Source organism: Streptomyces sp. NPDC047841 (genome assembly GCF_040704085.1).
GTDB classification, from domain to species: Bacteria; Actinomycetota; Actinomycetes; order Streptomycetales; family Streptomycetaceae; genus Streptomyces; species Streptomyces argyrophylli.
Genome location: NZ_JBEYRP010000014.1, coordinates 143009 through 156698 on the forward strand (window position 1 = coordinate 143009; position 13690 = coordinate 156698).

General features: G+C 72.9%; 12 protein-coding genes. 8 read left to right on the top strand and 4 right to left on the bottom strand.

All coding sequences use genetic code 11. From position 1 onward, the window contains the following. Window positions 1-4: 4 nt before the first annotated feature. The 3 genes from AB0947_RS24415 to fdhD are packed head-to-tail and all read left to right on the top strand — an operon-like array spanning window position 5 to window position 3553. On the top strand, window positions 5-1828 hold the full coding sequence (locus AB0947_RS24415; protein ID WP_366752610.1) for an NADH-ubiquinone oxidoreductase-F iron-sulfur binding region domain-containing protein: 1824 nt from the start codon (window positions 5-7) through the stop codon (window positions 1826-1828). Beyond that, entirely contained in the window at window positions 1825-2685 is an 861-nt protein-coding gene (locus AB0947_RS24420; RefSeq protein WP_366752466.1) for a 2Fe-2S iron-sulfur cluster-binding protein, read from the top strand. Before AB0947_RS24415 ends, AB0947_RS24420 begins: the two co-directional genes overlap by 4 nt. 7 nt (window positions 2686-2692) lie before the next feature. Next, the gene (fdhD, locus tag AB0947_RS24425) at window positions 2693-3553 is read left to right on the top strand and encodes a formate dehydrogenase accessory sulfurtransferase FdhD (protein ID WP_366752467.1); all 861 of its coding nucleotides are present in this window, start codon (window positions 2693-2695) and stop codon (window positions 3551-3553) included. Window positions 3554-3682: 129 nt separating this feature from the next. On the opposite strand, the gene AB0947_RS24430 is transcribed toward fdhD, so the two are convergent. Beyond that, entirely contained in the window at window positions 3683-4204 is a 522-nt protein-coding gene (locus AB0947_RS24430) for an isochorismatase family protein (RefSeq protein WP_366752468.1), read from the bottom strand. A 19-nt stretch (window positions 4205-4223) separates the two neighbouring features. Continuing rightward, window positions 4224-4661 (bottom strand): MarR family winged helix-turn-helix transcriptional regulator, encoded by a 438-nt coding sequence (locus tag AB0947_RS24435; RefSeq protein ID WP_366752469.1) that lies wholly within the window; start codon window positions 4659-4661, stop codon window positions 4224-4226. Between the two features lie 128 nt (window positions 4662-4789). Here AB0947_RS24435 and AB0947_RS24440 point away from each other — a divergent pair, with 128 nt between their 5' ends. Continuing rightward, window positions 4790-5734: a zinc-binding dehydrogenase gene (locus AB0947_RS24440; protein ID WP_366752470.1), complete on the top strand. Its 945-nt coding sequence runs from the start codon at window positions 4790-4792 to the stop codon at window positions 5732-5734. Between the two features lie 113 nt (window positions 5735-5847). Then, entirely contained in the window at window positions 5848-7713 is a 1866-nt protein-coding gene (locus tag AB0947_RS24445; protein ID WP_366752471.1) for a sialidase family protein, read from the top strand. Here AB0947_RS24445 and AB0947_RS24450 read toward each other — a convergent pair. Then, the gene (locus AB0947_RS24450; protein WP_366752472.1) at window positions 7663-8703 is read right to left on the bottom strand and encodes a bile acid:sodium symporter family protein; all 1041 of its coding nucleotides are present in this window, start codon (window positions 8701-8703) and stop codon (window positions 7663-7665) included. The genes AB0947_RS24445 and AB0947_RS24450 overlap by 51 nt on opposite strands. Window positions 8704-8846: 143 nt before the next feature. Here AB0947_RS24450 and AB0947_RS24455 point away from each other — a divergent pair, with 143 nt between their 5' ends. The 3 genes from AB0947_RS24455 to AB0947_RS24465 all read left to right on the top strand — a co-directional run bounded on the left by AB0947_RS24455 (window position 8847) and on the right by AB0947_RS24465 (window position 12795). Then, window positions 8847-9716, top strand: coding sequence for a LysR substrate-binding domain-containing protein (locus AB0947_RS24455; protein WP_366752473.1), 870 nt, complete (start codon window positions 8847-8849; stop codon window positions 9714-9716). A 284-nt stretch (window positions 9717-10000) separates the two neighbouring features. Next, window positions 10001-11827, top strand: a complete 1827-nt coding sequence (locus AB0947_RS24460; RefSeq protein ID WP_366752474.1) for an AMP-dependent synthetase/ligase — start codon at window positions 10001-10003, stop codon at window positions 11825-11827. Between the two features lie 131 nt (window positions 11828-11958). Then, window positions 11959-12795: an aldo/keto reductase gene (locus tag AB0947_RS24465; protein WP_366752475.1), complete on the top strand. Its 837-nt coding sequence runs from the start codon at window positions 11959-11961 to the stop codon at window positions 12793-12795. A gap of 121 nt (window positions 12796-12916) precedes the next feature. Here the strand turns inward: AB0947_RS24465 and AB0947_RS24470 are convergent, their stop codons facing one another. Next, window positions 12917-13528 (bottom strand): hypothetical protein, encoded by a 612-nt coding sequence (locus AB0947_RS24470; protein WP_366752476.1) that lies wholly within the window; start codon window positions 13526-13528, stop codon window positions 12917-12919. Window positions 13529-13690: the final 162 nt, after the last annotated feature.

The following is a 13690-nucleotide window of genomic DNA, read 5'->3' on the forward strand; positions in this document are numbered from 1 at the left end:
CTTCGTGGACCTGCACTTCGGCGACGGCGAACCGACGGACGAGGAACGTGCCGCCGTGGACGCGCTGCTGGGCCCCCCGCGGTCCGCCTGGGAGGGCGCCGCACGCACCGACGCCGACCTGCGGTGGGCGCGCGGCGGCCGGGCGGCCCGCGACCGGCGCGACCTGCTGCTGCCGGGGCTGCACGCCCTCAACGACCGCGTCGGCTGGATCAGCGAGGGCGGCCTCGGCTACCTGTGCCGCAGGCTGACCGTGCCACCGGCCGAGGCGTACGGGGTGGCCACCTTCTACGCCCTGTTCTCCGTCCGGCCGCGCCCCGCGACGGTCCTGCGCGTCTGCACCGACCTGGCCTGCCTGGCCGCCGGCGCCGAGGAGGTGTGCGCCGGGATCGAGACGAGGCTCGGCCCCGGCAGCGGGGTGGGCGTCGAGCGCGGCCCGTGCCTGGGCCTGTGCGAACGCGCCCCGGCCGCGCTGGCGGTCCGGGCGGGCGACCCGGTGCGTACGGCGGTGTCGGCGCCCGCGTCCGCGGCGGAGGCCGTCGAGGCGGCGGGCGCACCGGACGCGGCGCCCGGGGAGCCGCCGGCCGTGGCGGCGGTGCCGCAGGCGGGCGATCCCGCGCTGACGCTGCTGCGCCGGATCGGCGTGGTGGACCCGTCCTCGCTGGACGACTACCGGGCGCACGGCGGCTACACGGCCCTGCGCCGCGCCTTCGCGCTCGGCCCGGCCGGGGTGATCCGGGAGGTGACGGACGCGGGCCTGGCCGGGCGCGGCGGCGCGGCCTTCCCCACCGGCCGCAAGTGGCAGGCCACGGCGTCCCAACCGGACCACCCGCACTATCTGGTGTGCAACGCCGACGAGTCCGAGCCCGGCACCTTCAAGGACCGGGTGCTGATGGAGGGCGATCCGTTCGCGCTCGTGGAGGCGATCACCATCGCCTCCTACGCGGTCTCGGCGCACCGGGCCTTCGTCTACATCCGCGGTGAGTACTCCCGCGCGGTCCACCGGGTGCAGCACGCGATCGACCAGGCCCGGGCCCGCGGGCTGCTCGGCGACGACATCCTCGGCCAGGGCTACCACCTGGACATCGAGATCCGGCGCGGCGCCGGCGCCTACATCTGCGGCGAGGAGACGGCCCTGTTCAACTCCATCGAGGGCCACCGCGGCGAGCCCCGCAGCAAACCGCCCTTCCCCGTGGAGAAGGGCCTGTTCGGCAAGCCGACCGCCGAGAACAACGTGGAGACGCTGGTCAACGTCCTGCCGATCCTGACCATGGGCGCCCCGGCGTACGCGGCGACGGGCACGGCGCGCTCCACCGGACCGAAGCTGTTCTGCGTCTCCGGCAGCGTGGACCGGCCCGGGGTGTACGAGCTGCCGTTCGGTGCCACGCTCGGCGAACTGCTGGGTCTGGCCGGGGTGCGCCCGGGGCTGCGGGCGGTGCTGCTCGGCGGGGCGGCCGGCGGGTTCGTACGGCCCGACGGGCTGGGCCTCCCGCTCACCTTCGAAGGCACCCGGGAGGCGGGCACCACGCTGGGCTCCGGGGTGGTGATGGCCTTCGACGACACCGTGCCGCTGCCCCGGCTGCTGCTGCGCATCGCCGCGTTCTTCCGGGAGGAGTCCTGCGGGCAGTGCGTGCCCTGCCGGGTCGGCACCGTGCGCCAGGAGGAGGCGCTGCGCCGGATCGCGGACCGCGGCGGCGCCGGCGCCGCGGACGACATCGCCCTGCTGCGGGAGGTCGGCCGGGCGATGCGGGACGCCTCGATCTGCGGTCTGGGACAGACCGCGTGGAACGCCGTGGAATCCGCCATCGACCGTCTGGGGGCCTGCACATGACCGCGATACCGATCGGGGTGCCGCGCCGGCTGGTCGAGTTCACGCTCGACGGGCACGAGGCCCGGGTCCCCGAGGGCGCCACCGTCCTCGACGCCTGCCGGGCCGCGGGCAAGGACATCCCGACGCTGTGCCAGGGCGACACCCTGCGCCCCAGGAACGCCTGCCGGGTGTGCGTGGTGGAGGTCGAGGGGTCGCGGACCCTGGTGCCGGCCTGCTCGCGCCGGGCCGAGCCCGGCATGGAGGTGCGCACGGACACCGAGCGCGTCCGGCACAGCCGCAAGATCGTCCTGGAGCTGCTGGCCTCCTCGGCCGACCTGTCGACCACACCACGGGCCGCCGAGTGGATCAAGGAGTACGAGGCGAAGCCGGACCGTTTCGGCCCCGCAGCGGCCCGCCTGAACGACGAACCGAAGATCGACAACGAGCTGTACGTGCGCGAATACGCCAAGTGCATCCTCTGCTACAAGTGCGTCGACGCCTGCGGCGACCAGTGGCAGAACTCCTTCGCCATCTCGGTCGCCGGGCGCGGTTTCGACGCGCGGATCGCCGTGGAGCACGACGCGCCGCTGACCGGCTCGGCCTGCGTGTTCTGCGGCAACTGCGTCGAGGTGTGCCCGACCGGGGCGCTGTCCGCCAGACGCGAGTTCGACCTGCGGGCGGCCGGCGACTGGGACGAGTCCCGGCAGACGGAGACGACCACCGTCTGCGCGTACTGCGGGGTCGGCTGCGCACTCACCCTCCATGTGCAGGACAATGAGATCGTGAAGGTCACCTCGCCGCACGACAACCCGGTGACCCACGGCAACCTCTGCATCAAGGGCCGATTCGGCTACCAGCACGTACAGAACCGGGGCTGATCACACCATGGGACGAGTCACGGAACGACGCAAGGTCCTCCGCATCCGCGACGGGGCGGTCTCCACCCGGCCGGACACACTCGTCGCCGAGGAACCCCTGGAAATCCGGCTCAACGGCAAGCCGCTCGCGATCACCATGCGCACCCCGGGCGACGACTTCCCGCTGGCGGCGGGCTTCCTGGTGAGCGAAGGAGTCCTCGCCACGGCGTCCGACCTGCAGAACATCGTCTACTGCGCCGGGGCGACCGCGGACGGTTCGAACACGTACAACGTGGTCGACGTGAAGACCGCGCCGGGCGTGACGCTTCCCGACTTCACGCTGGAACGCAACGTCTACACCTCCTCCTCGTGCGGACTGTGCGGCAAGGCCAGCCTGGACGCCGTCCGCACGACCGCTCGCTGGCCCATCGCCGACACTCCCCCGCTCCGGGTCACCCCCGAACTGCTGGCGAGCCTGCCCGACCGGCTGCGGGCGGCCCAGCGGGTGTTCGACCGGACCGGGGGTCTGCACGCGGCGGCCCTGTTCAGCGAGGACGGGGAACTGCTGGACACCCGGGAGGACGTGGGCCGGCACAACGCGGTCGACAAGCTGGTCGGCCGGGCCCTGCAGAACGACGCCCTGCCGCTGTCCCGGACGATCCTCATGGTCTCCGGCCGGGCCTCCTTCGAACTGGCGCAGAAGGCCGTGATGGCGGGCATCCCGGTGCTCGCGGCCGTGTCGGCGCCGTCGTCGCTGGCGGTGGACCTGGCCGCGGAGACGGGGCTGACCCTGGTGGGCTTCCTCCGGGGCAGCTCGATGAACGTGTACGCGGGCCAGGACCGGATCGCCCTGCGGGAGACGGCCGCCCAGGGCCGACCTGGCGCGTGACATCTGCTGCGTTCGCCTCCGGGGCGCCTCAGCCGGTGTCGAGACCGGCGCACCCCCTGCGGCTCTCTTCGCGGCCGGCGTGTGGGGACAGCCGGACTTGGTGGGCCCTTGCCCCTTGTGGGGGCTGTTTCAGGCGAAGCCGATGTCCGTCGACCTCGTCACCGTGCCCAGTCTCGGGAAGTCGAGGCGTACCGATGCCTCGTGTTCGGCCGCGGTGAACGCTGCCATGGTGTCCTCGGCGAAGACCAGGTCGTAGCCGAGGTCGGCGGCGGCGCGGGCGGTGGACTCGACACCCAGGTTGGTGGCGATGCCGCCGAGCACCAGGGTGGTGACGCCGCGTTCGCGCAGCCGCTCGTCCAGGCCGGTGCCCTGGAAGGCGCCGAGGGTCCGCTTGACGACCTCCAGGTCGCCGTCCCGGCGCAGGCCGGCCACCAGCCCGCTGCCGGGCGGCTGTTCGGCGACCGCGGGCCGCTCGACCCGCACGAGGACGACGAGGGCACCGGCGCGGCGGAAGGCGGTCGCCAACTCCTGCGCGGCGGCGAGCGCCTCGGTGCCGTCGCGGGGTTCCAGGGGCAGCGCGACGACGCGGTCCATCAGGTCGACGAGGAGGAGGGCGGTGCGCTGCGGATCCAGTACGGGAGCTGCGGTCATGACGGAACGTTAACCGTCGTCAGCCGTCCGTGCCGGAAATCCGGATCAACAGGCCCATGAACTGATCGCGTTCGGCGGCCGACAGCGGGGCGAGCAGTTCGTCGTTGGCCTCGCGGGCGGCCTTCTCGCAGCGCACGAGGAGACGGGCGCCCTCCTCGGTGAGGGACACGGCGTTCTTGCGCCGGTCGCGGGGGTCCGGGGCGCGCTCGACCAGACCGGCGGACTGGAGGTCGTTCAGGATCACGACCACGTCCTTCGGGTCGAGGCGCACCCCGCGGCCGAGGTCCGCCTGGGCGACCGGCGCGAGGTCGCGGACGGCGGAGAGGACGACGTGGTGCCACATCTTCAGCCCTTCCGCCGCGAGCGCCTCGGCGACCAGGGCACGGCCCCGCGCGGCGGCCCGGCCGAGGAGCCAGCTGGGCAGGGAGCGGATCGCGGGCAGGGGTGCTTCGGCCATGACGGCAGCCTAGCCGAAGAATCGTTGGACTTCCCAATGAACTGTGCCCTACCGTTGGAGCTCCCAACGATTTCATGGGCGTTCCCAACGATCGCTGCGCCGGGTGCTCCCGGCCTCTGGAGGTTGCGATGCGTCGCGTCCGGTACGAGTCCGCCGGTGGCCCCCTGTTCGTCGAGGAGGTACCCGTCCCCGTACCCGGCCCCGGTGAGCTGCTGGTGCGCTGCGCGGCCGTCGGCGTCACGCTGCCGGTGGTCCGCAAGGTGACCGGGGCCGCCGAGCCGGTGCCGCTGGGCGGTGAGATCGCGGGCGAGGTCGTGGCGGCCGGCGCGGGCGTGACCCGCTTCCGCCCCGGCGACCCGGTGACCGGGCTGTGCTTCGGGCACGGGTACGCCGAATACGCCCTGCTGCACGAGGGCATGGCCTCACCGGTGCCGGACGGCGCCGACGCCGTGACCGCGGTGGCGCTGGTGCGCAGCGGTCTGGTGGCACGGGGGGCGCTGGAGGCGGCCCGCCTCACGCCGGGAGAGTCGGTCCTCGTCACGGCGGCGGCGAGCGGCGTGGGGCATCTCGCGGTGCAGCTGGCACGGGCGCTGGGCGCGGGGCGGGTGCTGGGGGCCGTGTCCGGCCCGGGGAACCCCGAGGCCGCGGCCGGCCGGACCAAGGCGGACTTCGTGCGCTCGCTCGGCGCGGACGGCTGTGTGCGGTACGGCGACGGGAGCTGGGGCGATCCCGTGGACTGCGTCCTGGACGCCGTCGGCGGCGACCTGCTCACCCCGGCCCTCGCCGCGCTCGCCCCGCACGGCCGCCTGGTCGCCTACAGCTCCGGCGGCGGCACCGTCCAGGCGTACGACCTGCTGGTGGGGGCCAAGTCGGTGATCGGCTTCCAGATGGCGCTGATCGCCCGTGGCCGGCCGGAGCTGTACGAGCGGTGGCGGCAGGAGCTGTGGCGGCTGCTCGCCGAGGGCGCCCTCAAGCCCGCCGTGCACGGGGAGTTCGCCCTGGAGGACGCGACGGCCGCGCACGAGGTGGTCACGGGCCGGGCCAACCTCGGCAAGGTGGTCCTGCGTCCCTGACCGTCGCACGCTTCTTGTGACCCGCGCCACCGCCCACTACCGTTCAGGGGACGCACGTTGGACGTGGGATGTCCGGATGTCCAGATGTCCGGCTGAGGAAGGGCAGGTCGTCCGTGCTGTCAGGTCTTCGCGCCCGTCTCGGCCCCGCACTCGTCACCGCCGCCGGCCTGGTCCTGCCGTTCCTCCCGGCTCATCCGGCGCACGCCCAGCCGGCGGGCGGTTCCCCGGCGTTCGAGCAGCAGGTGCTGTTCAAGGCCGCCCAGGACCCCGGGTACGCGTGCTTCCGCATCCCGGCGGTCGTCCGGACGGCCGACGGCACCCTGCTGGCGTTCGCCGAGGGCCGGGTCCTCAACTGCGGGGACGCGGCCGACATCGACATCGTGCTGAAGCGTTCCACCGACGACGGGCGCACCTGGGGTCCGTTGCAGGTGGTCGACGAGGGCGCCGGCGACACCCACGGCAACCCGGCCCCGGTCGTGGACCGCGCCACCGGCCGGGTCTGGCTGGCGGAGACGTACAACACGGGCCGTACGGACAGCGCCAGTTGCACGGTCCCCTGCGACCGCACCCCGCACCTGCAGTACAGCGACGACGACGGCCGGACCTGGTCGCCGCCGCGCGACCTGAGCCCCGAGATCCTGCCCGCCGACTGGAACTCCTGGTACGCCACCGGTCCCGTGCACGGCATCCAGCTCACCCGCGGCCGGTACGCCGGACGCCTTCTGTTCGGGGTGAACACCGAGACCTGGGACGGCAGCCGGGTCACCGCCAACCACGCGGCCCTGATCGTCAGCGACGACCACGGCGGTCACTGGCGGATCGGCGCCACCGACACCTGGCCCATCGCCGCCGACGGCACCTTCCGGCAGAAGCCCTCCGAGCTCACGCTCGCCGAGCGCGGCGACGGTTCGGTCCTGGTCAGCGGCCGGGAGCAGGACGGCACCGATCTCGGCCACCGCACCCAGGCCGTCAGCCGCGACGGCGGGAGCAGCTTCACCGCGCCCTTCCGCGGCCTGCCGGATCTGTACGCCCCGCAGGTGCAGGGATCGCTGCTGCGGCTGGGCGACCGCCTCCTGCTCGCCTGCCCCGGCGATCCCGACCGGCGGCGCACCATGATGATCCGCTCCTCCTACGACGGCGGCCGGACCTGGGACGGCGTCGACCGCGGCACGGTGGTCACCACGGACTGGTCCGGCTACTCCGACCTGGTGCGCGTCGGCTCCGGCACGGTCGGCCTGCTGTACGAGGGCGGCGCGGTGGACGCCCGCGACGAGATCCGCTTCGCCCGCTTCACCGAGGACTGGCTGACCCCGCGCCGCGGACCCGGCCCGGTCACCGCCGACCTCGCCCCGCACGCCCGGCCGGCGGCGGTGCTGGGCGGGCCGGCGGGGACGGACGGGGTGTCCGGGGGCGCGCTGGAGTTCGACGGCACCGACGACGCCGTCCGGCTGCCGTACCGCACGGGGCTCCCGCTGGGCACGAAGGACTTCACGGTGTCGCTGTGGTTCCGGTACGCGGCGACGGCCGGGGAGCAGCCGCTGCTGTGGATGGGCGGGATCGGCACCAGCCAGCCGCAGGTGTGGCTGCGCGGGGAGCCGGCGGACCACCGGGTGCGGGGGCTGATCACCGTGCGGGACGGGGCCGCCCCGCCGCAGACCGCGGCCGTGCGCACGGACACCGCGTACAACGACGGCCGGTGGCACCACGCCGTGCTCCGCCGTGGCGGGGGCCGGCTGTCGCTGTCCGTCGACGGTGCGCTGTCCTCCGCCGCCGACGTGCCGGGCTCCGTCAGCCGCAACTCCCCCTTCGGCGTGCACCTCGGTCAGCGCATGGACAGCCGTGCGTTCCTCACCGGCGCGCTGGACGAGGTGCGCGTCTGGGACCGGGCGCTCACCGACGCCGAACTCGCCGACCCGAAGGTGCTGCGGTCACCGCAGGACACGGTCCTGTGGCTGCCCCTGGACCGTGTGCGCGGCTGACGCGCCGGCCGCGTCCGCGGCCTCCGGGTCGCGGGCGCGCCGCTTGGCGATGACCGCGCACACCATCAGCTGCATCTGGTGGAAGAGCATCAGCGGCAGGACGGCCAGCGAGGCGTGGCTGCCGAACAGGACGCTCGCCATCGGCAGCCCGGAGGCGAGGGACTTCTTCGACCCGGCGAACTGGATGGCGATCCGGTCCTCCCGGCCGAAGCCGAGCGCCTTGGCGCCGTACCAGGTCAGCACCAGCATCAGGGCCAGCAGGACGGCCTCGACGCCGAGCAGTCCGGCCAGCCGGACGGGGCTGACCTGGTGCCAGATGCCCTGGTTCATGCCCTCGCTGAACGCGGTGTAGACGACCAGCAGGATCGAACCGCGGTCGACGAGCCCGAGGACCTTCTTGTGCCGGGTGACGAACCCGCCGATCCAGCGCCGCAGCAGTTGCCCGGCGAGGAACGGCACCAGCAGCTGGAGCACGATCTTCACCACCGAGTCGGCGGAGAACCCGACCGCCTCACCGCCGAGCAGCCCCGCCGCGAGCAGCGGTGTGAGGACGATGCCGGCGAGGGAGGAGAAGGAGCCGGCGCAGATCGCGGCGGGCACGTTGCCCCGGGCGATCGAGGTGAACGCGATGGACGACTGGATGGTGGACGGCACCAGCGTCAGGAACAGCAGGCCCTGGTAGAGGGGCTGGGTCAGCAGGACCGGCACCAGTCCGCGCGCGGCGAGCCCGAACACCGGGAAGACGACGAAGGTGCAGGCCAGCACGGTGACGTGCAGCCTCCAGTGCTTGAGCCCGTCCAGCGCCTCGCGGGTGGACAGCCGGGCGCCGTAGAGGAAGAAGAGGAACCCGATCGCGGCCGTGGAGGCGCCCGAGGTCACGTCGGCCGCGGTGCCCCGGGCCGGCAGGAGCGCGGCGAGACCGACCGTGCCGAGCAGCAGCACGATGTACGGGTCGATCGGCATCCAGGTCGGCCAGCGCAGGCGTTTCACGGTGCTCCGATTGCTGTGGGTGACGTGCGGTCGCGGGCCCGCGGGGCCCCCGTCGATTGTCCTCCTCGGGCAGTTGATCGGGAATCCCGGATACCGCTCTGACTGTCATCGTGTTCGGTGATGACCCCGCTAGGCTCGGCGTCGTGTACGAACCGACCCACCTGCGCACCTTCCTGGCGGTAGCCCAGACGCTGAGCTTCACGCAGGCCGCCCGGCGGCTGGGGCTGCGCCAGTCCACGGTCAGCCAGCACGTGCGGCGGCTGGAGGACGCGGCCGGCCGGCAGCTGTTCTCCCGGGACACCCACTCGGTGGAGCTGACCGAGGACGGCGAGGCGATGCTGGGGTTCGCCCGCCGCATCCTGGAGGTGCACGAGCAGGCGACGGCGTTCTTCACCGGCACGCGCGTGCGTGGCCGGCTGCGCTTCGGCGCCTCGGAGGACTTCGTCCTGACCCGGCTGCCGGAGATCCTGGAGGCGTTCCGCTACGACCATCCGGAGGTCGACCTGGAGCTCACGGTCGAGCTGTCCGGCACCCTGCACGAGCGGCTGGCCGCCGGGAAGCTCGACCTGGTGCTGGCCAAGCGGCTCCCACGGGATCCGCGCGGGGAGCTGGTCTGGCAGGACGACCTGGTGTGGATCGGCGCCGAGCGGCTGCGGCTGGAACCCGGCCGGCCCGTTCCCCTGATCGTGTACCCGCCGCCGGGCATCACCCGCGCCCGCGCGCTGGAGGTGCTGGAGCGGCAGGGCCGTGAGTGGCGGATCGTGTGCACGAGCGGCAGCCTCAGCGGGCTGATCGCGGCGGCCCGCGCCGGTCTCGGGGTGATGGCCCACTCCCGGCGGCTGATCCCGCCGGGCCTGTTCCGGCTGCCCGACCGGGCCGGCCTGCCCGAACTGGGCAAGGTCGACTTCGTCCTCGTCCACGGCCACCGCCGGGGCCCGGCCGAGGCCGCCGCGCACGCCCTGGCGGCGGCGGTCCTGGCGGGCGGCGAGCGACTGCGCCGCAGGAGCGACTGACCCACGGCGCGGCACCGGCCGGCACGCCGGCCGCGCAGCGCGCGCCGGCCCGTAATCGGCGCGTACAGATTCGGTGGAGATTACGGCACCGAAACTTACTGACTGGTCAGTAGTTGTGTCCGGCCCTTCCCCATGTGCGGGCATTTCAGGGCCGTCGTCCAGGCGGAACGTGAGGTTTGCTCGGTTTCCGCACCCCTCCCGCACACCGACCGGGTGGGGTAGCTTTCACGGCGCTGTGCGGTGCGTGGACCAACGTCACTGAGGCGCGAACACGGGGAGCGAGGTTGCGCGAGTTCACCAACCCTCCGTTGGCGTCGCCGCCGCCGGTGGGCGGTCTGGCAGACGTCGTCTTCGACCATGCCCGGACCGACCCGCTGCACATCGCGCTCGGCCGCAAGGACGCCTCCGGGCAGTGGCGGGACGTCACCGCCGCCGAGTTCCGCGACGAGGTCGTGGCCCTCGCCAAGGGCCTGCTGGCGTCCGGCATCCGCTTCGGCGACCGGGTCGCGATCATGTCCCGCACCCGCTACGAGTGGACCCTGTTCGACTTCGCCCTGTGGACCATCGGCGCCCAGGTGGTGCCCGTCTACCCCACGTCCTCGGCCGAGCAGTGCTTCTGGATGCTCTACGACGCCGAGGTGGCCGCGGCGATCGTGGAGCACGAGGACCACGCGATGACCATCGCCACCGTCATCGACCGGCTGCCGCGGCTGCGCCGGCTGTGGCAGCTGGACGCGGGCTGTGTGCAGGAGCTGTACGACGCCGGGGCGCACCTGGACGACGAGGTGGTGCACCGGCACCGCGAGGCGGTCACCCCGGACTCGGTGGCCACCGTCATCTACACCTCCGGCACCACCGGCCGCCCCAAGGGCTGCGTGATCTCCCACGGCAACTTCATGTTCGAGGCGGACACGGTGATCCAGCGCTGGGAGCCGGTGTTCCACTCGAAGAAGGGCGACGAGGCGTCGACGCTGCTGTTCCTGCCGCTGGCGCACGTCTTCGGCCGGATGGTGGAGGTCGCCGCGATCCGCGGCCGGGTCCGCTTCGGGCACCAGCCGCAGCTGCACGCCGCCGCCCTCCTGCCCGACCTGGCCGCCTTCCAGCCGACGTTCGTCCTCGCGGTGCCGTACATCTTCGAGAAGGTGTTCAACGCGGCCCGCCGCAAGGCCGAGAAGGAGGGCAAGGCGGGGCCGTTCGAGAAGGCCGTCGACATCGCCGTCAGGTACGCGGAGGCCGTCGAGGCGAAGGCGTGGGGCACCGGGCCCGGCCCGTCGGCGGGGCTGCGGATGCAGCACCAGCTCTTCGACAAGCTGGTGTACGCCAAGGTCCGGGCGGCGATGGGCGGCCGGATCCGGAACGCGATGTCGGGCGGCTCGGCGATGGACCGCCGGCTGGGGCTGTTCTTCGCGGGCGCCGGCGTGCAGATCTACGAGGGGTACGGCCTGACCGAGTCCACGGCCGCGGCGACCGCCAACCCGCCCGAGCGCACCCGCTACGGCACCGTGGGCCAGGCCATCCCGGGCATGACCGTGCACATCGCCGACGACGGGGAGATCTGGCTGCGCGGCCAGAACGTGTTCCAGGGGTACCTGAACAACCCGAAGGCCACCGACCAGACCCTGCACGACGGCTGGCTCGCCACCGGCGACCTCGGCTCCCTGGACGAGGACGGCTACCTGACCATCACCGGCCGCAAGAAGGAGATCCTGGTGACCTCCGGCGGCAAGAGCGTCTCCCCGGGCGTGCTGGAGGAGCGGGTCCGCGAACACCCGCTGGTCAACCAGTGCATCGTCGTCGGCAACGACCGCCCGTACATCGCGGCCCTGATCACCCTCGACCAGGAGGCCGTCGAGCACTGGCTCCAGATGCGCGGCAAGCCGCGGATGACCCCGGCCGAGCTGGTGCACGACCCGGACCTGGAGACGGAGGTGCGCCGGGCGGTGGTCGCCGCCAACACCCTCGTCTCCCAGGCCGAGTCGATCCGCACCTTCCGCATCCTGGCCCAGCCGTTCACCGAGGAGCACGGCCTGCTGACCCCGTCGCTGAAGCTGAAGCGGAAGGCCATCGAGAAGGCGTACGCGAACGAGGTCGAGGCGCTCTACCGCGGCTGAGGGGTGGTGCCGGCGGCGGCCCGGGCTCCCCGGTCGGTCGCAGCGGATTCCGTGGTGAGGAATGCGGAGCGGGCCGTGATCGTTGAGGATGGAGGTACCACCTTGTCGACAACCGAAGGATCAAGAGGCTCGTGAGCAGCAAGGTCCCCCCGATCATCCTCAACAACGGCGTCGAGATGCCCCAGCTGGGCTTCGGCGTCTGGCAGGTGCCGGACGACGAGGCCGAGCGGGCCGTCGCCACGGCGCTGGAGGCCGGGTACCGCAGCATCGACACCGCTGCGATCTACGGCAACGAAGAGGGCACCGGCAAGGCCATCGCCGCCTCCGGCGTGCCCCGCGAGGACATCTTCGTCACCACCAAGCTCTGGAACAGCGACCACGGTTACGACTCCACCCTGCGCGCGTTCGACACGTCGCTGGAGAAGCTGGGGCTCGACTACGTCGACCTCTACCTGATCCACTGGCCGCTGCCGTCCCGGGGCACGTACGTCGACACCTACAAGGCGTTCGAGAAGCTGCACGCCGACGGCCGCGTCCGCGCCATCGGCGTCTCCAACTTCCTTCCCGAGCACCTGCGGCGGCTCCTCCAGGAGACCTCGGTCATCCCCGCCGTGAACCAGATCGAGCTGCACCCGCACCTTCAGCAGCGCGAGGCGCGCGAGTTCCACGCGGAGCAGGGCATCGCCACCGAGGCGTGGTCGCCGCTCGGTCAGGGCCAGGGCCTGCTGGAGGTGCCGGCGATCGTCGCCATCGCGCAGAAGCACAACCGCACCCCGGCCCAGGTCGTGCTGCGCTGGCACATCCAGCTCGGCAACATCGTGATCCCGAAGTCCGTGACGCCGTCCCGGATCAAGGAGAACATCGAGGTCTTCGACTTCAGCCTGGACGACGAGGACCTCGCCGCGATCAGCGCGCTCAACGAGGACCGGCGCCTGGGGCCCGACCCGGCCGTCTTCGACGCGGGCTGACCCCCGGGCCCGAACGGACGCCCCGCACCACCCGGCACGGCCGTGCGCCCCGCACCGCGGCGGGGCGCACGCCCGTGTTCCGCCCGGCACCCGGCGTCGGCACCGGGCGACGACCCGCCGCTCAGCCGAAGCGCACGTCCGCGTGCACGACCTCGAACTCCTCCAGGCCGACCACGTCCGCGTGGGCCTTGGCCGCCGCCGCGTGCCGCAGGCCGGCGACGGCCGCGCGCGAGGCGGCCAGGGAGGCGCGGTCGACGAACAGGGAGCAGGTCAGGCCCCGTCCCCGTTCCCGGTCGATCAGCAGGGCCGTCTCGGCGAGTCCGGGCAGTGACTCGGACCTCGGCACCACCGTGGCCCGGAAGGTGTCGACGACCAGATCGGCGTCGCGCGGATCGAACTCCATGGTGGTGACGCGCAGTCCGCCGCCGTGCCGCGGGTGCCTGACCTCGTGGAGCACGGCTGCCTCGTAGCCGGCGACCGTCAGCGTGCCGGCGAAGGGCTCCAGGAGCCCCCTGCGCCGCTCGCGCATCACCTCGTCGCTGTTCCGCCGCGCCTCCTCGGTCTCCCACCAGCTCACCGTGAGGAGCTTGCCGAGTTCCCGGTCCGCGAACACGCCCGCGCCCCGGTACCCGGGGCGTTCCTCCAGCAGGTCCCGCCCCTCGCTGTTCACCGACCGGATGGCCGCGTCCAGCAGTGCCGGATCACCGGTCGCGTACACCGCACGGACGAACATGAGCCTCACCTCCGGGGGAAGGGGACCTCCGACAGGACCGGACAGAACAGGACACATCCGTCTCGTCCAGTCTCACCTCCCAGGGAACTCACCGCAATACGCACAGATTTCGGCCGTTCGCAACACCAGGGTTGACGGGAGCATGGCGAACAGGCCACCGTG

Coding starts and splice junctions, on each gene's coding strand:
- AB0947_RS24430 (WP_366752468.1), bottom strand. CDS start 4,204: ATGACCGCAGCTCCCGTACTGGATCCGCAGCGCACCGCCCTCCTCCTC.
- AB0947_RS24440 (WP_366752470.1), top strand. CDS start 4,790: ATGCGTCGCGTCCGGTACGAGTCCGCCGGTGGCCCCCTGTTCGTCGAG.
- AB0947_RS24470 (WP_366752476.1), bottom strand. CDS start 13,528: ATGTTCGTCCGTGCGGTGTACGCGACCGGTGATCCGGCACTGCTGGAC.
- fdhD (WP_366752467.1), top strand. CDS start 2,693: ATGGGACGAGTCACGGAACGACGCAAGGTCCTCCGCATCCGCGACGGG.
- AB0947_RS24420 (WP_366752466.1), top strand. CDS start 1,825: ATGACCGCGATACCGATCGGGGTGCCGCGCCGGCTGGTCGAGTTCACG.
- AB0947_RS24435 (WP_366752469.1), bottom strand. CDS start 4,661: ATGGCCGAAGCACCCCTGCCCGCGATCCGCTCCCTGCCCAGCTGGCTC.